Here is an 18,343-nt window from a genome sequence, read left to right on the forward strand (position 1 = left end):
TATGGATTATGCGGATTCTGCTATCTCTATCCGCATAGCTTTGAGCTATTTTTATAGAATCATCACTCCCGCAGTCATCAACGACTAGAATCTCAATATCGCTAAAAGTTTGATTGATGCAAGATTCTAGGCAGCGAGCAATGTAGGATTCTACATTATAAGTTGGGATAATGATAGAGATGAAAGGGGACATCATATATCCCCCCCCCCCATAGTTATAATTCTTTTGGTTATCTCGCTTGTGTGTAAAGAGTATAAGAGAATCTAAGGCGGAGGTTATGCTATAAGCTTTGCGATAGAGAGTTTTACAGGTAAATGGACTTATGTAATCATCAGCATCTAAGGGGAGAATATACGCTCCACGAGCCTCTTTTTCCCCCGATATACGAGCAGCAAACAAGCCTAGATTATGAGGATTGTGGATTATGCGGATTCTGCTATCTCTATCCGCATAGCTTTGAGCTATTTTTATAGAATCATCACTCCCGCAGTCATCAACGACTAGAATCTCAATATTGCTAAAAGTTTGATTGATGCAAGATTCTAGGCAGCGAGCAATGTAGGATTCTACATTATAAGTGGGAATGATAATAGAGAATATGCAAGTATGAGTTAGTTTCACCGCAGATGCCTTTCAATAGTTGCAAATGGGGGCATTCTAGCATATTTATGTTAAGCTGTAAATAATAGATACTGCTTTATAATGGCGATGATGAAAGTTTGTTACAAGGGAGAAAAATGTCTAAAAATTTTCAACAAAGTATAAAAGGTGTTTGTGGTGTCATTTTGATTGCTCTTTTTGTTTTTAGCGACCAGCCAAGTGTGTATGCGAAGTTTGTGGATATTAATATTCAAACCTTTTTCTTATTGAAGAGTATAATGCTTTTTGTGGTGTATGGATTATTTGTTGTATCGCTTGTGCTTGTGGCAAGAAGTCATAATAGAATCTTAAAGCCCATCATTTTGGTGCTTGTGAGTATCTCAAGTGTTTATGCTGATGTGTTTTATTATGCTTCAGGAAAAGTGATGGAATATATTGATTTTGTGATTTTGTATCAATCAAAGGCGAATGTGCTTGATGCGTTGGCAATGTATAGTGATGAGATTATGGCAAGTCTTTTGCGATTGTGTGCGTTGTGGGGAGGCTTTTTGATTATGCCTAAGAGAGCAGATTCAAAATCACACATTATCGGGCGAATCTTAAGTGGCGGGGGGGGGATATTATTACTCCTTTTAGTTGTTTTTGTTATGCTTGTTTGCATCTACCGACAAGGTGCAGCGACAAACAAGCTTCCAAGTCCCCTTAGTCCATCTGCTCTTTTTTTAGCTTACATTTATGATAATCTTTTAACTACACATCCTTCTTATAGCTACACAACGACACAAATGCCTTCAAATCCTCGCAAGATTCCGCATATTGTTTTGATTGTTGATGAGAGTGTGAGAGCGGACTACTCTTCATTTAAACGCTTAAGAATACCTAAAAATTGGCATATTATTGATTATGGCAATGCCACTTCGGCTGCAAATTGTTCGCATATAAGCAATATTATGCTTCGCAAGGGAGTAAGACACAATAGCGTAGCACAGGACTTTTATGAGAATCCGTTGATTTGGAGCTATGCTTTGAATGCTGGATATAGGACTTATCTTTATGATGCTCAAATGGGTGGGAGGGGACACGATTTTTTTGATGCAAAAGAACTCAAGCTCATTCATAACAATATCTCAAAGACAAATATCAATCAAGATTTTGAGATTGTAGATTCTTTAACCTATCTTAATGATGAAACACCAAGCTTTACTTACATTATCAAAAAAGGCTCACATTTTCCATATGCTGCTCCGCAAGAGATTGTGGCTGAGGTGCAAGATTCTTACACGCGAGATAGTAAAGAAAAGGTAATGTATCTAAAAAATGTCATATATCAAAGCGATATGTTCTTTGAAGCTTTGTTGTCAAGGCAGTATCAGCAAGGTGTGTTATTTGTCTATACTTCAGACCACGGACAGAATCTTAAAGATGTAGATGGGCTGACACATTGCTCAACCACAAACCCATATTTTGGAGAGGGGGAAGTGCCATTTGTTGTTATAAGCAATAAAACATTAGATGAGCTAAAAAACCATCAAAATGAGAATCTTAATAATGCCTCGCACTTTAATATTGTGCCTACTATCCTTGCGTATATGGGATATGATATAGAGCAGCTTGGCTATGCTAAGGGTGCAAGTTTATTTGACAGGGTGGATTTTATTAATGGATTTTTCTATGGTATTCCCTTTGGATATTTTGGAAAACAACCAAACTTTGCAAAGAAAGCTGAAAAGTAACGCTACAATCGCATTTTGCCAAAGCTACCAAGAAAGCCAAGAAGGCGAATGAGATTCTGCCATCTAAAAGCATAACGCAATGAAAGCAGCGTAGATTTTACATAAGGTGGCAAGTCGCAGTTTTTGTATAAGCCGTGTTTGTGTAAGATTTGTATTGAAGTATAAAGTTCATTGTAAGTAAAATCTCTGCTTTCTATCATAAGCGTGGAGGCTACTTTATTGCGATATTTTGTGAGAAGAAGGATGTGCTTTGGATAGATACGCAAAAGCTCTTGTGTTATAAAAAGGAGTTTGTCAAAGTGTTGTTGTTTGGTAATAAATGTATGAGTGTCTTTGCGTTTTGTAATTGAGCTTGGATTATTACAATAATGGTAAATGCAGGTTTTTTGCCCAAAATAGCTTGTAGATTCCATACTTGCTACAAGCACAAGTAGCCCATCTTCAAGCATATTTAGCGGTGGTGTGAAAAAATCAAGTTTATTAAGTGAAACAAGTAGGATAGAGGTTTTGTAAATTTTGTCGCATAGGCTTTGTGTATTGTTGCCTCCGCTTAAAAATAGACGCATTTTATCATCTTTGAGTATGCCATTATGGACAATGGGCTTAATGCGTTTGAGGCTTTTTGGCTCATAAGCAATAGAAAAATGTGCCATATCAACTTGATGAGCAGTGATTGTTTCATAGGCGATTTGACAGGCTTTAGGCGTAAGAAAATCATCAGGGTCAGCGAACATACAAAACTCCGCTTGAGCGTGGCGTATGCCATTAGCACGAGTATGGAAAGTGCCTAGATTCTTTTCATTATGGATTATGCGGATTCTGCTATCTCTATCCGCATAATTTTGAGCTATTTTTATAGAATCATCACTCCCACAATCATCAATGATAATAATCTCAATATCACGCAAAGTTTGATTGATGCAAGATTCTAAACATCGTGCGATATATCGCTCTGCATTATAGACGGGGATAATAATGGAGATTTTTGGGCTTAGGCTGTTTGAATAACCTCCTGAATCCGTGTGGAAATATTGTGCCATTTTAAACTTTCTGCCAAAATGGTAAGATCATAGCTAAGCGTATTGTAAAGTGTCTTATTACTTGCCAAATGTAAAATGGATAATGCAATGTCATTTGCATTAGGAAGGCAGATAATGGCACAGAGTTTATCATTGCCCCCCCCCCCATTGCTATTTGTTAAAACAAATTGTTCTTTTAAGCCGCCGACATCGGTGCAGATTGTAGGCATAGCATTAGCAATTCCCACAGCGGCTACGCCGCTTTGACTTGCCTCTATATAGGGCATAATGAGAATGTGGGCGTGATTAAAAAGCTTAACAATTTCTTTTTGCGATAAAAATGTGTCAATAATCTCTATTTTTTTTGCAATAGATTCTTTAAGATTGCTCATATCGTATGTGTAGCTACTCTTTCCAGCAATAATAAGTTTATGAAAAGAATCTTCAGGCAAGGCATTGAGTGCTTCTAAAAGCAGCTCTATGCCTTTATATTTGCTTACGCGTCCAAAAAATAACAAAGTCGGTTTGTTTGTATAGCTTTTGGGCTTGGTATCTAGCCCACCAAAAGCAAAAATGCCGTGAGGAATGATTGAGATTGTTTTGTTTTTCAAAAGTTTTGGGGATACAAGGGACTTGACATAGTGGGTAAGAAAGATAATGTGTGTAGAGTATTTTAAGCACATATTGATGAGAAATTGTTGTAGGGGTAGCTCATCGCCTAAATGCACAATTCCATCGTGTTCTGTTAGCACAACAGGCTTATTATGAAGTCTAAAAGCAAAGATAAAAGCAATATTCCAAAAATGAAAATGTGGCAGGTAGAGCACATCATATCGCCTTGCTATGACACAAAGCTTTAAAAAAATAAAGGGTAAGATGAATAGGGAATTAACAAGAAAGGTGAATCTATTTGTATAAGTAATCATTGCTTTGGCGTGGGCGATTTTTACCTCAGGATTCACATATTTACTTTGATATATAGTGTAGGGTAGGCTAAAGTGCTTTAGGATAGAAGCAGTATAGTGTTCAAACCCTCCTCCTTTCCGCACAAGAGAAGCAATAAGGACATTTTTTTGTTTGGTATTACTTTGCATTATACACACTTTGAATCTTTAATCTTAACTTGCTAGGCAAGATGGATTTTATACTAAATTTTGTAACCATAGATAGATATTTGAAGCAAAAAGGTATAAGGTGTAAAATATTGTGCCTTGATATAATCCGCACTTCATCTTTGAAGTATTGCCAACTTGGCTTTGATGAAAGTCCGTAAGCATCATATACGCTTACAACCATATCAATATAGCAAAATTGCTCTCCTTGATTGTAGATTGTCGTAAAAAAGGCATTGTCTGCACAGATTTTAAAGCTTGTATCAAAATGGTGTTGCTTGAGAAGTGCCGTTTTGACAAAAACGCTTTGATGACAAAATGGCATACGATAAGATGGATTGCTTTTTATGCGTGGAATCTTAGTGTGATTTTCACTCAAGCAAAACATCGTATCGCCATAAATAGCACTCACAGGGAGATTTTTTTGTTGCATATTTTCTCTTACACTTGAAATTTATGAGATGGGATTATAGCAATTCTCACTTAAAAGAAGTCTTATAACTTCTTAAGCCATAAGCTTCCGCCGGTATTTTTCTGGCTTAGAGGCAATGCGGCACTAAATTCATCTTTATACAAATGATTTAGGCAAGTATTGAAAAAGACAATTGCAAAGGCAGGATTAAAGCTTAAAAATGCACGCAAGAGATAAGCTTCATTCCATGAGTTTTTGTCCCTTAGCCAGTCATTTGGGTAGCTAAAGGGGTAGAAAATATCGTGAAAGTGGATATATACGCCACTTTTTAGGCGCGGAAGAATTGTAAAAATGATTTGATTGACATCGGAGTTGATTTTGGCAATGTGCGTAGAATCTATAAACAAGATGTCATTGGCTTCAAGCTCTCCAAAAAGCTTTTCATCTATCTCTTGTAGGCGGTGAGGCAAAATGCGTGTGAAAGGAGAAACTACATCGCTTTGCTTTAGCAAAGAGTGGAGAATGGCGGGGTAAGGCTCAATGTGGGTAATGTGAAAAGTTGTTTCATTTACCCCCCCCCCAGTTAGATTTCTTACCTGTGAAGAAAAGCTCTCTTACATCGTGCATAAGCGCGGAGCTAAAGCCAGAGCCTATTTCTATAATCCTTTTTGGTCGCAAGTGGCGTATCATCGCATATAGGCAGATTCCATCGCTGTGGCAGTAGGCTTGATTGTCAAAATAGTAACGCAAATGCGGCTGTTTCTGCTCTGTAAAGGGTAATTCTGCATAAAGCGTAGCAAATTTTTTCAGCAGCTGTTTTTGGGATTCTAGCCTTAAATCTATGCCGATTAAATCGCGTGGATCATAGGAGCGATTGGCAATGCCTTCTTCTATCTCTTTGGCATTGGCAATGGGCGAGTAGAAATGCCCACTTGGGACAAAGTCTATTTGCCCAAAGATAGCTTCTACTTTGCGTTTGGCTTTGCGTAAGATACTTTTAAGCGTGGGCTTTTTTGCAGGGGTGTTAAGATACATAAAAACTCCTTGTAGTTTGGGATTAGCTTGTCTTTTTACCTAGTAGGATTCTAGCTTGGCTACGGAATCTTGCTGGGATAAGCTCACGGATACATACGCGCGGGATAATCCAAAATAGGTATTTAAGCGAGTGCATTATGGGGAAAAAGCGGTTGTATTTATAGCCTATTTGGCAGTCTTCTTTAAACATCTGCCAAGAGAGATGTGAGCTTACGCCTTGTAGGCTAAAGCTTGAGACCACAAGCGGGATATGATAGAAGATTACGCCATTATTGTAAGCCTTGGCGAAAAAGTCCGTATCTCCTGCGATTTTAAAGCTTGTGTCATAGCGGTAGGATCGCATAATGGCTGTGGCGATAAAAGCGGACTGATGGATAAAATGATGATGGTATTTGTGTGGTTTTGTGGAAGCGTAGAGAATCTTAGAATGTCTCTCATCATAGATAAGTTGGGAGTCGCCATAGATAATAAAATTTGCAAAATTACTATGCCTTGCCCCCCCCCCCGTGCATTACAAAGAATCGCGTGAAAAGCTCAAGGATTGTGTTATTGCTATAAAACCTATCCCCGCAATTCATAAAATTACACCACTGCCCTGTGGCAAGATCTATGCCCTTATTCATTGCATCATAGATTCCACTATCACGCTCACTTAAGAATTTAAAATGAAGATTTTTCTCTCTATGTGTGGCTTCAAGGTAGATTCTGCCATCTTGCTCCTCGCATTTTTTAGAATCTACATTATCTTTAGAATCTATATCAGCACACGAGGCGATGTATTCCATAATCTTTTCTCTCGTGCCATCGCTACTTGCCCCATCAATGATGATGTATTCTATGCTAGGATAATCCTGTGCAGTTACAGAATCCATTGTATCCACAATATGAGCTACATCGTTATAAACAACAGAGACAATAGAGATGAGCGGAAACTGCATTAATCTAGTCTCCATTGTAAAATCTTATCGGCAAAAAGCGGCACAATATCGCCCATATTATGAAATGGAATGTTAATTTTGCTTGGCACAATGCTAGGCTCTCTTACCAACCTCACACTTTTTTGTGGAATATTTGCAGAATCTAGCCCATAAATCCCAAATGCCCTATCACTCACAAAGGCTTGGAGATTTTCTAGCTTATTGTGCTCTTCAAAGAGTTGAGCTAAAGCAGGGAGCAAAACAGGGGCGGAGAAAATCCCTGCTGCCCCTTTTGGACTAAGCTTGGCAGATTCTAAATGCGGGGCAGAATCCGAGCCAAAGCTCACTTTTGGGTGGGCGTTTAGGGCGGCTTGGAGTAGGGCTTGTTGGTCTTTTTTAGTTTTCAGCATAGGTTTGCAAAAGTGATGAGGGTTTAGCATACCCCCGCACACATCATCAAGATTCATACTGATATGGTGCAAAGTCAGCGTAGCGTAAAGATTTTCATAAGATTCTATGACTTCAAGTGAGCGTCTATCACTCATATGCTCTATGATGATGCGGAGTTCTGGGAAGTTTGTAGCGATGTGTTTAAATACTCTCAAAAATTCAAATTCTCTATCCATACAAAAGCCGTTGCTTTCCCCGTGGATTGAAAGGATAAAGCCTAGCTTTTGGGCTAAAGCAAAAACTTCTAGTGTCTTATCATCTAAAATCTCGCTTACACCATTCTCACTGCCTGTGGTCGCGCCTTTTGGATAAAGCTTTAAGATTCTAATCCCATTAAGTTTAGCTTTTTGTAGTTCATTTTTATCTAAGCTTGGAGTGAGAAAAATACTCATAAATGGCATAAAATCTGTATAGCCGGATTTTGTGGCAGATTCTAGAATCTGCTTTTTGTATGCAAGGGCTAGATCGGTTGTGGTGATGGGCGTTTTGAGATTTGGCATAACAAGGGCTGCACTAAATGCTTGGGCGGTAAAAGGTAACACAGAATCTAGCATTGCCCCTTCTCGCAAGTGCAGGTGCATATCAAGCGGGTTTTGAAGAGTGAGTGTCATCATTTGCCTTTAGTTTTTATGTGAATCTTGGACTTTTTTGAGCAAAGCAAGAAGGTGATTTCTATAGTTTTCACAATCATCTTGACTTGTCGCTTCAAAGCGTGTAACAAGCACGGGCGTGGTATTACTCGCGCGTATCAAGCCCCAGCCATTATCAAATATCACACGCAATCCATCAATATCAATAACATCTTTTATATGTGGAAAATCACTTGGTGGCGTTTGCAAGGCAGATTTTAACGCATTGATGGTGGCAAATTTTTGCTCCTCAGTGGTGTGAATCTTCTCCTCATCTGTGCTGTATAAACGCGGCAAGGAGTGCATAAAGGCTTCCATTTCGCTTGGACTATAATGCAAAAATAGCTCTAAAGCTCTCAAAGAGGCATAAATAGCATCATCATAGCCAAAATACCTATCGTTAAAAAAGAGATGTCCGCTCATTTCAGCTGCTAGATGAGCGTTTAGCTCTTTGAGCTTAACTTTTAGGTTGCTATGTCCGGTTTTATACATCACTGCCTTACCGATTTTATTAATTTCATCATACATTACTTGAGAGCATTTCACTTCGCCTATGACAATGGGGCTTAGGAAGTGGCGTTTCATATCTTTGGCAAATAAAATCGCAAGCTCATCGCCCTTGTAGTTATAGTGGCTTGTAAGCAGTGCCAAACGATCTGCATCGCCATCAAAGGCTATGCCTATGGGGAGATTTTCTTCTTTCATCTTTGCTTTTAAATCGTGGAGATTCTCCTCTTCGCTCGGGTCTGGGTGGTGATTGGGAAAAGTGCCATCAGGGGTGAAAAAAAGCGGTGTATAGTTGATATTAAGATTTTTTAAAACCTGCTCTATACCCACGCTACCAACGCCATTACCACAATCTACCGCAATGGGATAGGGGAAGTTTTGAAGTGATGAGAAATGTTTGGTTAGGTAAGCGATATAATGCTCTAATGCGTTGAGTTTGGTGGGTGTGGAAGTTTTAGAATCTGCGGATTCTAAGGTGGCTTTGGATTCTAAATTTTTTAGCATTTCGGGGAGTTTTGCCCCAAGTGCGCGGATTTGCTCTCCGTAAAAAGGAGCTTTATTGATAGTGATTTTAAAGCCGTTGTATTGCGGGGGATTGTGTGAGCCTGTAATCATCACAGAGTTTGGACAGGTAATAGAATCTATGGTATTAAAGGCGACAAAATATGCCACAGGCGTAGGAACAAGCCCAAGATTAAACACTTCAATACCCACACTTTTAAAGCCTAAAGAGAGCCATTCAAAAAGCTGTGGCGAATGTGTCCTAGCATCATAGCCGATATGCACTTTGGGTGTAGGGGCTGAATCTAGAATGTGCTTTCCTAGTAATGCTCCTATGCCAAAGACAACTTGCTGATTTAAGTCCTTTTCAAAAATGCCACGAATATCGTATTCCCTAAAAATATGTTGCATACAAGTCCTTGTAAGAAAAATGTCAAAAGTTATACAATCAAAATTGCGTACCATTGTAGCAAAACTTTGTTACAAATTTCAAAGTGATGTCATAATTAATGTGTGTTTCAAACATAACAAACCCTTATATCAAAACCCTTCATAGAGAAGCGTTAAGAAACAAATCATTAAGAAATATTGCTTCAGTCATAGAATCTTAAGAAGTTTTAAGATAGAATAGGCGATTTTTGTTAAAGGAATACAATTTAAACTTCACATTTGCGAGGAAATATGTTTAAAAAAACATTAGAGCAAGTTGTTACATACGAGGCAGGGAAGCCCATAGAGCTTGTTATGCGTGAGTTTGGTATCAAGCCAGATGAGATTATCAAACTTGGGAGCAATGAAAATCCTTATGGCAGCGCACCACGCGTTGTAGAGATTATCCAAAAAAATGCACATAAAGCTTCTATGTATCCTGATGATTCTATGTTTGAATTGAAAAATGCCCTTGCATCTAAATGGAGTGTAAAATCTCAAAATGTCATTATCGGGGCTGGGAGTGATCAGATTCTAGAATTTTGTATGCATGCACTCAATCACGAGAACGCTTGTGTGCTTATGGCAAAAACGACTTTTGCAATGTATGAAGTGTATGCAAAGATTGCTAATGTGGAGGTTTGTAAAACGCCAAGTGATGAGCATAAGCTAGAAGAATTTGAATCTTTGTATCGTGCAAGTTTGGAGCGTGGAAAGCGTGTAAGTGCGATATTTTTATGTGTGCCAAATAATCCTTTGGGGGAATGTTTAGATTCTGCTGCGGTTGAGAGTTTTATACAAAAGATTGGCAAAGATACATTGATTATCATTGATGGGGCGTATCAGGAGTTTGCTACCTATAAGGACAAGGCTAAAGCCTTTTCTCCAAGCAGCCTTAGTGCAAAGTATGAGAATGTCATTTATCTTGGGACATTTTCAAAAGCCTATGGGTTAGGCGGAATGCGTGTGGGCTATGGGATAGCAGATTCTAAAATTATTGCTATGCTTTATAAGGTTCGCGCTCCTTTTAATATTACGACTTTAAGCTTGCAAGCTGCTATTACTGCTTTGCAAGATCAAGATTTTGTGGTGCAATGTGTGGAGCAAAATGCCAAGGAGATGTTGGCTTATGAATCTTTTGCTAGAGAGAATGGCTTTAGCTTTATCCCTTCTTATGCGAATTTTATAACCTTATCTCGTGCGGGTTTAGATTCTACACATCTTTGTGATTGGCTGTTGCAAAAAGGGCTTATTATCCGCAATCTTGCTTCTTATGGGCTAAATGCGTTTCGTATTACCATTGGCACGAAGAAGCAAAATGAGCGTGTTTTTGAGCTTTTAAAAGCTTATGGTGCGAATCATAACCATCTCTCAAATCATAGTTAGGGGCAATCGTGGATTTAAAACTCATTTTTGAACAAATCAGCAAGGTTTTAAATAAACTCAATAAAAAACAACGGATTATTATCCTTGCGACATTTGTTGTGATTATTGCATTTTTGACATATCTTGTTTTGTTTCGGGTTGAGACAAAAAATGAGTATGAAAACTATGATGTGCTTTTTAGCAATCTCAATCCTGAAGATTCTGCAGCGATTTTACAGCGATTGCAGCAGGATAAGATTCCTTACAAGATTCCACAAGATAATATTATTTTAGTCCCAAAGGATAAGGTCTATGAGCAGAGAATCTCACTTGGCTCACTAGGATTGCCAAAGACAAGCAAAAATGTAGGCTTTGATATTTTATTAGAAAATAATGTGGGTGAGACGCCTTTTACACAGGATATGAAGTATCTTGTGGCAAAACAAAACGAGTTAGCAAGGACGATTGAAAGCTTAAAGCCTATTGAAAAAGCTATTGTTAATATTTCTATGCCAAAGGAATCTTTATTTGTGCAAGGAGGACATCCGCCCTCTGCTTCTGTAAAAATCACCGTGCAGGATAATATGTTTTTATCCATTGAACAGGTTGTGGGGATTAAGCACCTTGTGGCAGCAGCAGTTGAGCGACTTACCCCACAGAATGTAAAGATTATTAATCAAGATGGAGAATTACTCGGCGAAGACGATGAAGCCGCACAGCAATCAGCCCTAGGCAAACAAGCGGCATTTCAAAGAAAATATCAGCAAAATGCTGAAAATGCAATGGAAGCTAAGATTGTAAAGTTTTTAAAACCAAGCGTAGGTGATGGAGTAGAAGCACAAGTAACAATGGACTTTGATTTTAGTGTGCGTAAGTCTGTGGCTGAAGTCTTTGGGCAGAATCCTGTGGTGCGTGGGACAAGAGAATATGAAAAAGAACGCAAAGGATTCCGTCCGCCACAAATTGGTGGGGTGCCCGGCGTTGTGAGTAATATCGGTCCGGTGCAAGGGCTAAAAGATGATGAGATGATGGAGTGGGAGAAAGAAAGCGAAGTTGTTATTAATAATGAGATTGATAAAACCGTGAGTGATATAAAAGAGCATTTTGGGGTGCTAAAACGCGTGAGTGCATCTGTAATGATTGATGGGACATATAAAGAAGTTGTGGGAGAAGATGGAGAGCCACGGCTAGAATACACGCCGCGTTCGCCAGAAGATATGGAGAAGTTTCTTGAGGGTGTGAAAAAAGCCATTGGCTACGATGAGGCAAGGGGAGATCAGGTTGAAGTGATTAATATGCAATTTAGAAATACACTGCTTGATTATCGCCCAAAAGATTCTTGGGAGCTATTCTCCGACAAAGTGGAGCGTTACCTTGGACCATTTATGCCATTGCTTAAGTATGTTATTGTGGCGGTTATTATCTTTATTTTCTACAAGAAAATTGTTGCACCATTTGCCGAGCGTATGCTTGAGGTGCAAGAAGAGGAAGATGATAATATTGAATCTCTAATGCAAATTGATGATGGCGAAGATGATGTCAATAAATTTAGCGAACTACGCAAACGCGTGGAAGATCAGCTCGGGCTTAGCTCGGGCTTTGATGAGGATAGTATCAAGTATGAAGTCTTGCTTGAGAAAATGCGCAATGTCATTGCCGAGCGTCCTCAAGAGATTGGAGCATTGTTTCAAACGCTCATTAAAGATGAGCTTGATATAACTGAGGGCATTAAGCACTAGACAAAGCATTAATAAATGTAAGGAGTAGCTATGGCAATTACACTTAGTCCTAGACAAAGAGCGCAATATGATGAGCTTTCAATGGCAGAAAAAATTGCCATTTTGCTGGTCCAGCTAGGAGATGAGATTACTTCAGAGATTTTTCACCACCTTGATATTGATGCAATTACGGAAGTTAGTAAGCAAATCGCTCAACTTAGCGGCATGGATAAGACTATCGGTGCAGCGGTGCTAGAAGAATTCTATGTCATTTTTCAATCAAATCAATACATTAACTCCGGTGGTATGGACTATGCGCGTGATTTATTGATTAAAGCTCTTGGACCTGAAGCGGCAAAGGTGATTTTGGATAAACTTGCTAAAACAATGCAATCTCAAAAGAATTTTGCCTATCTTTCAAAAATCCGCCCGCAACAACTTGCAGACTTTATCATCAACGAACACCCTCAAACTATCGCTTTGATTCTCGCTCATATGGACGCAAGTGGTGCGGCTGAAACCTTAGGCTATTTCTCTGATGATTTGCGTGCGGAAGTGGCTATTCGTATGGCAAACCTTGGGGATATTTCCCCAAGTGTCGTTAAACGCGTCTCTGCGGTGCTTGAGAATAAGCTAGAATCTTTGACAAGCTACAAGGTAGAAGTGGGTGGCACACGCTCTGTGGCTGAAATCTTTAACCGCCTTGGACAAAAGGCTGCCAAAGCTACAATTGCACATATTGAACAGATTGATGAGCAGTTAGCCATTGAGATTAAAGAGATGATGTTTACTTTTGAAGACATTTCTAAACTTGATAATAATGCCATTAGGGAGATTCTTAAAATTGCTGATAAAAAGGATCTTACACTTGCTCTTAAATCTGCTCCTGATGAACTCAAGCAAAAATTTATGGGCAATATGTCTCAAAGGGCAAGCGAGCAGTTTATGGAAGAGATGCAATTCCTTGGTGCGGTAAAAGTGCGTGATGTGGAATCTGCACAAAGAAAGGTTGTAGAAGTGGTGCAAACCCTATCAGAACAAGGCTTAATCCAACTAGGAGAGCAAGACGATGTCATTGCTTAGTCAAGAAAATATTATTGGGCAAGAGGAGCTTAAAAATCATAATATTAAAAAATATGAGTTTAAGAGCATTACAAGTGAGATGTTAGAATCTGGAAAAATTATAGAGCCAAGAAACGAAGCAAGTAATGAAACAAGCCAAAATGACAATGTCCTAACTCAAGCACCAAATGCCATAGAATCTCAAGATACAGAATCTACAATGCAAAAAATTGCTACTTTAGAGCAAGAGCTAGTAGAGCGGCTATTGCAAAAGACAGATGAGCTTTCAGGATCTCTAGCAAAGCTACAGATTCAGTTTGAAAAGCTACAAGTAGAAAGTGAGCAAAGGGTGGCAAGTGCTAGAGAAGAAGGCTACAAGGACGGCTTTAGAGAGGCTGAAACTAAGGCAAAAGATGAGCTATTTGCCGAGATAAATACGCAGAAAAAATCGCTTGTCGATTCTATTATCACACTAGAATCTGCCTTGAAACAGAGCCAAAAGCATTTGGAAGATTTAGAAAAGGAGCTAAGTGCGATTTCTGTGGATATTGCAAAAGAGGTGATTTTAAGCGAAGTGAGTGAAAACTCTCAAAAAATCGCATTAGGTTTGACTAAGGAGCTGCTTAACTCAATTATGGATGCGACAAATATTAAGATTAAAGTCAATCCAAGTGATTATCTTTTCTTAAAAGAGCAGTTCAGTGAGAATACAAAAGTAGAGATTCTAGCCGATAGTGCGGTGTCTTTGGGTGGTGTGGTGATTGTGAGTGATAGTGGAAATATTGATGGCACGATTATGTCGCGTTATAAGAATTTGAAGCAATCTGTGCTAGAAAATATGCGTGATTAGTGGCAAAATGGGTTAAGGTAAAGAAATGGAAAAAGTAGCAAGTGTGCCAAATGAGAAAGTGCCAAGTGTCTGCTTGGATAAAGAGGGTGTGTTTGATACATTACGCACAATGTCTTTAGCTGAGCTACAAGATGTGGCAACTTGCATTCGCAAAAGAATCTTAGAAGTGGTTAGCACTAATGGCGGACATTTAAGCTCCACGCTTGGTGCAGTGGATTTAATCATAGGTATGCACACTGTCTTTGATGTAGCAAAGCACCCATTTATTTTTGATGTATCTCATCAAGCTTATGCACATAAGATTCTTACCGGTCGTTTTAGGGAGTTTGCAACTTTGCGGCAGTATGGGGGCATAAGCGGTTTTTGTCATCCTAAGGAATCTGCGAGTGATTATTTTATTGCTGGGCATAGCTCTACTTCTATCTCCTTAGGTGTGGGTGCGGCTAAGGCTAGGGCATTGCAACATAATGAGTGTATGCCTGTGATTATGATAGGTGATGGCTCAATGAGTGCGGGGCTTGTGTATGAAGCACTCAATGAATTAGGAGATAGAAAGTATCCGATGGTGATTATTTTAAATGATAATGAGATGAGTATTGCCAAACCCATAGGGGCAATTAGCAATTATCTTTCGCAGATTCTTACTACTCCGTTGTATCAAAAGACACGCCACACGATCAAAAAGGTGTTACAAAAAATGCCAGATTCAGCAACTTATTTGGCTAAAAGATTTGAAGAATCTTTTAAGCTCATCACGCCCGGAATTTTGTTTGAGGAATTGGGTCTTGACTATGTAGGTCCCATTGATGGGCATAATATTGAGCTTATCATCACCACATTACAAAGGGCAAAAGAGATGAAAAAGCCCGTGATTATCCACGCTCAAACACTCAAAGGCAAAGGATATGAGATTGCTGAGGGGCATTTTGAGCAGTGGCACGGCGTTGGTCCTTTTGATATAAGCACGGGTTCTGTGATTAAAAAGTCCGCACATATTGCCCCAACGGCTGTATTCTCAAAGGCTTTAGAATCTTATTGTGATGATGAAAGGGTTGTGGGGATTACTGCAGCTATGCCAAGTGGGACGGGAATGGATAGGTTGATTGCAAAATATCCGCAGAGATTTTGGGATGTGGCTATTTGTGAGGCTCACGGAGTAACCTCAATGGCAGCAATGGCAAAAGAGGGCTATAAGCCATTTGTGGCGATTTATTCTACCTTTTTGCAGCGAGCGTATGATCAGCTTATCCACGATGTTGGAATCTTGGGACTTCCTGTGCGATTTTGTATTGATAGGGCAGGGATTGTGGGTGAAGATGGCGAGACACATCAGGGCTTATTTGATATTGCATATTTACGCTCTATTCCCAACTTTGTGCTTTTTGCCCCGCGTGATAATGCAAGCTTACAACAAGCACTAGATTTTGCCTATCATTGTGATAATGCTCCTTGTGCGTTTCGCTATCCGCGTTCAAAATTTGTGCTAGAAGATGGAATTTTTAAGGCGGATAAGTTTGAGCTAGGCAAGGCGGAATTACTCATTCAAGGAGAGAAGATTCTACTTATAGGTTATGGTAATGGTGTGGGCAGGGCGTATTATGTGCGGGAGGCTTTGCTCAAAGAGGGGCTTAATCCAAGTTTGCTTGATTTGCGTTTTGTAAAGCCATTGGATAAAGATAAACTAAGAGAGCTTTGTGTGTCGCATACGCATATTTGTGTTTTGAGTGATAGTTATGCTATGGGCGGTGTGGGGAGTGCCTTGCTTGAGTTTATGGCGGAGTGCAATCTACTTGATGTAGCCTTCAAAAGCTTTGAGATACAAGATAGCTTTATTCCCCACGGCAATAGTGGCGTTGTAGAATCTGCTTTCAAGCTAGATACGCAAAGCATCACAGATTCTATTAAGCAGTGGATATGCGTGTAGTTTTAGGCAATTATGGGCTTGTTTTATAAAAGTTTAAAGAATAATCAAGTAAAATCTCCGCCTTGTTTTTAGGCATTGTCCTTAAGTGGCTTTGGTTTAGAAACATTGTGCGGGAATGGCGAAATTGGCAGACGCACCAGACTTAGGATCTGGCGCCGCAAGGCGTGGAGGTTCAAGTCCTCTTTCCCGCACCACTTCTTTTTTATTTTCCCAAATCTTTTGTTTATATGTCATTTTAAGTCTCGGTTTGTTACAATCCCGTTCTTAAAATTTTTCAAGGGTCTTCATAATGGATACAACACAATCTCAAGATATTGTTCGTAAAAAAATCTATAATCCAGAATCTAAAGAAAGTGTAGCGGAGCGAAAGATTTTTGGTGGGAATCCTACGAGTATGTTTGATTTGAATAAAATCAAGTATCAGTGGGCTTACAATCTTTGGAAGACAATGCTTGCTAATACTTGGTTTCCTGAGGAAGTCAATCTTAATGGCGATAAACGCGACTATGCTGATGGGCTGACTGCTCAAGAAAAAGCAGGGTATGATAGGGCATTAGCACAGCTTATTTTTATGGATTCTTTACAAACAAATAATCTTATTGATAATGTCAATCCCTACATTACAAGCCCGGAGATTAATCTTATCCTTGTGCGTCAAGCTTTTGAAGAGGCACTGCATTCACAAAGCTATGCGGTTATGGTGGAATCTATCTCGGCAAATACCGATGAGATTTATGAAATGTGGCGTGTGGATATGCAGCTAAGGAACAAAAATGATCATATAGCAAATGTGTATATTGAGCTTGGAAAAAAGCCAACAGAGCAGAATCTGCTAAAAGCTCTCTTTGCTAATCAAATTTTGGAGGGTATATATTTTTATAGCGGATTCTCATATTTTTATACATTAGCTCGTAGTGGTAAAATGCTAGGCTCTGCTCAAATGATACGCTTTATACAGCGAGATGAGGTAACGCATTTGCTTGTGTTTCAACAAATGATCAATGCTCTGCGAAAAGAACAAGCACATCTTTTTACTCCCTCCCTTGAAGAAGAGGTTGTAGCGATGTTTCAAAAGGCTGTGGAGGTAGAATCTGCGTGGGGTGAATACATCACACAAGGGCAGATTCTAGGACTCACGCCAGATATTATACGAGAGTATATTCAGTATCTTGCTGATACGCGTTTAAGGGCTGTTGGGCTAAGAGAGATTTATGGTTCAAAAAATCCTATCAAGTGGGTTGAGCAATTTGCAAACTTTAATGACCAAAAGACAAATTTCTTTGAAGCTAAGGTTACAAATTATTCAAAGGGGAGTATTAATTTTGATGATTTCTAAAAAACTCTATTGTATGCAAATAAAGACAGGACAGGATTTTGCTAGGAATTTGAAGCAGGTAGAGGATTTTGTCGCACAATGCGGTAAGAATGCTATTATTTGCACACCAGAGGTTGTGTTAAGCGGTTTTGCCTATCAGCGTATGGAAGAGGCAAGTGAGTTTTCTAAACTCGCCACAGAGCGACTTTTAGAGTGTAGTGCAAAGTATAAGAATACGCTCATTACAACAATGATTGAAAAAAAGAATCAAAAATTTTTCAATAATCTTAAGGTTTTTCATAAAGGTGATGTGATTCATAAGCAGAGTAAAAATAAACTTTTTTTGCTTGGCGATGAGCAGCTGCATTTTCAGGCGGGGGATAAAGATGAGATTACTTTTTTTGACATAGATGGGCTAAAATGTGCGGCTTTAGTGTGTTTTGAGCTGCGTTTTGTGGAGCTGTGGGGGCAGATTAAAGGGGCAGATGTAATTTTTGTAAGCGCACAATGGGGCAAGGCACGCAAAAATCATTTTGAGATTCTCTCCCAAGCTTTGGCTGTGGCAAATCAAGCTTTTGTTGTGGCAAGTAATAGTGCTAATGACACTATGGCAAAGGGAAGCTCAATCATCACGCCTTATGGCATTGTGTATAAAAATGATAAGAAAAATCACGTCGCTCAAGTTGTGGATATTAGCGAAACTTCGCGTATGAGAAAGTATCTTAATACAGGCATACAGATTAATGAGAAATAGTGTAGTGGTG

At 39.2% G+C, this 18,343-nt stretch carries 19 protein-coding genes and 1 tRNA gene; 9 read left to right on the forward strand and 11 right to left on the reverse strand.

What is annotated here, in order from left to right:
• Positions 1-622, reverse strand: a 622-nt coding sequence (locus tag EBF12_RS11845) for a glycosyltransferase family 2 protein (protein WP_425269265.1), incomplete at its 3' end; no start/stop codon positions are given.
• A 116-nt stretch (positions 623-738) separates the two neighbouring features.
• Between EBF12_RS11845 and EBF12_RS06310 the strand changes: the two genes are divergently transcribed.
• Positions 739-2,334, forward strand: a complete 1,596-nt coding sequence (locus EBF12_RS06310; protein WP_121726902.1) for a sulfatase-like hydrolase/transferase — start codon at positions 739-741, stop codon at positions 2,332-2,334.
• Between the two features lie 2 nt (positions 2,335-2,336).
• Here the strand turns inward: EBF12_RS06310 and EBF12_RS06315 are convergent, their stop codons facing one another.
• The 10 genes from EBF12_RS06315 to EBF12_RS06355 all read right to left on the reverse strand — a co-directional run bounded on the left by EBF12_RS06315 (position 2,337) and on the right by EBF12_RS06355 (position 9,327).
• Positions 2,337-3,374 carry a glycosyltransferase family 2 protein gene (locus EBF12_RS06315; protein ID WP_121726903.1) on the reverse strand — a complete coding sequence of 346 codons (1,038 nt, stop codon included), beginning with the start codon at positions 3,372-3,374 and terminating at the stop codon, positions 2,337-2,339.
• The gene (locus tag EBF12_RS06320) at positions 3,326-4,447 is read right to left on the reverse strand and encodes a glycosyltransferase family 4 protein (protein ID WP_244196419.1); all 1,122 of its coding nucleotides are present in this window, start codon (positions 4,445-4,447) and stop codon (positions 3,326-3,328) included. Before EBF12_RS06320 ends, EBF12_RS06315 begins: the two co-directional genes overlap by 49 nt.
• Positions 4,437-4,898 carry a glycosyltransferase family protein gene (locus EBF12_RS11095; RefSeq protein ID WP_157979064.1) on the reverse strand — a complete coding sequence of 154 codons (462 nt, stop codon included), beginning with the start codon at positions 4,896-4,898 and terminating at the stop codon, positions 4,437-4,439. Before EBF12_RS11095 ends, EBF12_RS06320 begins: the two co-directional genes overlap by 11 nt.
• Positions 4,899-4,960: 62 nt before the next feature.
• Positions 4,961-5,428: a class I SAM-dependent methyltransferase gene (locus EBF12_RS06335; protein ID WP_341865592.1), complete on the reverse strand. Its 468-nt coding sequence runs from the start codon at positions 5,426-5,428 to the stop codon at positions 4,961-4,963.
• A gap of 13 nt (positions 5,429-5,441) precedes the next feature.
• Positions 5,442-5,912 carry a hypothetical protein gene (locus tag EBF12_RS06340; RefSeq protein WP_121726906.1) on the reverse strand — a complete coding sequence of 157 codons (471 nt, stop codon included), beginning with the start codon at positions 5,910-5,912 and terminating at the stop codon, positions 5,442-5,444.
• A gap of 22 nt (positions 5,913-5,934) precedes the next feature.
• On the reverse strand, positions 5,935-6,255 hold the full coding sequence (locus tag EBF12_RS11850; RefSeq protein WP_244196421.1) for a glycosyltransferase family protein: 321 nt from the start codon (positions 6,253-6,255) through the stop codon (positions 5,935-5,937).
• Positions 6,174-6,392, reverse strand: coding sequence for a hypothetical protein (locus tag EBF12_RS11855; protein WP_244196422.1), 219 nt, complete (start codon positions 6,390-6,392; stop codon positions 6,174-6,176). Before EBF12_RS11855 ends, EBF12_RS11850 begins: the two co-directional genes overlap by 82 nt.
• Before the next feature lie 5 nt (positions 6,393-6,397).
• Positions 6,398-6,865 carry a glycosyltransferase gene (locus EBF12_RS11860; RefSeq protein WP_244196423.1) on the reverse strand — a complete coding sequence of 156 codons (468 nt, stop codon included), beginning with the start codon at positions 6,863-6,865 and terminating at the stop codon, positions 6,398-6,400.
• Positions 6,850-7,890, reverse strand: a complete 1,041-nt coding sequence (gene pyrC / locus EBF12_RS06350) for a dihydroorotase (RefSeq protein ID WP_121726907.1) — start codon at positions 7,888-7,890, stop codon at positions 6,850-6,852. The genes EBF12_RS11860 and pyrC overlap by 16 nt, the downstream gene beginning before the upstream one ends.
• 9 nt (positions 7,891-7,899) lie before the next feature.
• Positions 7,900-9,327, reverse strand: a complete 1,428-nt coding sequence (locus tag EBF12_RS06355; RefSeq protein ID WP_121726908.1) for a phosphomannomutase/phosphoglucomutase — start codon at positions 9,325-9,327, stop codon at positions 7,900-7,902.
• Between the two features lie 270 nt (positions 9,328-9,597).
• On the opposite strand from EBF12_RS06355, the gene hisC reads away from it, so the two are divergent.
• The 8 genes from hisC (at position 9,598) to EBF12_RS06395 (ending at position 18,333) form a co-directional block, all read left to right on the forward strand.
• Positions 9,598-10,731, forward strand: coding sequence for a histidinol-phosphate transaminase (gene hisC, locus EBF12_RS06360; RefSeq protein WP_121726909.1), 1,134 nt, complete (start codon positions 9,598-9,600; stop codon positions 10,729-10,731).
• Positions 10,732-10,739: 8 nt separating this feature from the next.
• Entirely contained in the window at positions 10,740-12,449 is a 1,710-nt protein-coding gene (gene fliF, locus EBF12_RS06365) for a flagellar basal-body MS-ring/collar protein FliF (RefSeq protein WP_121726910.1), read from the forward strand.
• A gap of 30 nt (positions 12,450-12,479) precedes the next feature.
• Positions 12,480-13,511, forward strand: coding sequence for a flagellar motor switch protein FliG (fliG, locus tag EBF12_RS06370; protein ID WP_121726911.1), 1,032 nt, complete (start codon positions 12,480-12,482; stop codon positions 13,509-13,511).
• Positions 13,498-14,340, forward strand: a complete 843-nt coding sequence (gene fliH / locus EBF12_RS06375) for a flagellar assembly protein FliH (protein ID WP_121726912.1) — start codon at positions 13,498-13,500, stop codon at positions 14,338-14,340. The genes fliG and fliH overlap by 14 nt, the downstream gene beginning before the upstream one ends.
• Positions 14,341-14,365: 25 nt before the next feature.
• Positions 14,366-16,264, forward strand: a complete 1,899-nt coding sequence (gene dxs / locus EBF12_RS06380; protein WP_121726913.1) for a 1-deoxy-D-xylulose-5-phosphate synthase — start codon at positions 14,366-14,368, stop codon at positions 16,262-16,264.
• 109 nt (positions 16,265-16,373) lie between these two features.
• A tRNA-Leu gene (locus tag EBF12_RS06385) sits at positions 16,374-16,458 on the forward strand.
• A gap of 95 nt (positions 16,459-16,553) precedes the next feature.
• Complete coding sequence (locus tag EBF12_RS06390) at positions 16,554-17,600, forward strand: ribonucleotide-diphosphate reductase subunit beta (protein ID WP_121726914.1); 1,047 nt, start codon at positions 16,554-16,556, stop codon at positions 17,598-17,600.
• The gene (locus EBF12_RS06395; RefSeq protein WP_121726915.1) at positions 17,590-18,333 is read left to right on the forward strand and encodes a carbon-nitrogen hydrolase family protein; all 744 of its coding nucleotides are present in this window, start codon (positions 17,590-17,592) and stop codon (positions 18,331-18,333) included. Before EBF12_RS06390 ends, EBF12_RS06395 begins: the two co-directional genes overlap by 11 nt.
• The last annotated feature ends 10 nt before the right edge of the window (positions 18,334-18,343 follow it).

The sequence above is a fragment of the Helicobacter labetoulli genome (assembly GCF_003670275.1).
GTDB lineage: Bacteria > Campylobacterota > Campylobacteria > Campylobacterales > Helicobacteraceae > Helicobacter_C > Helicobacter_C labetoulli.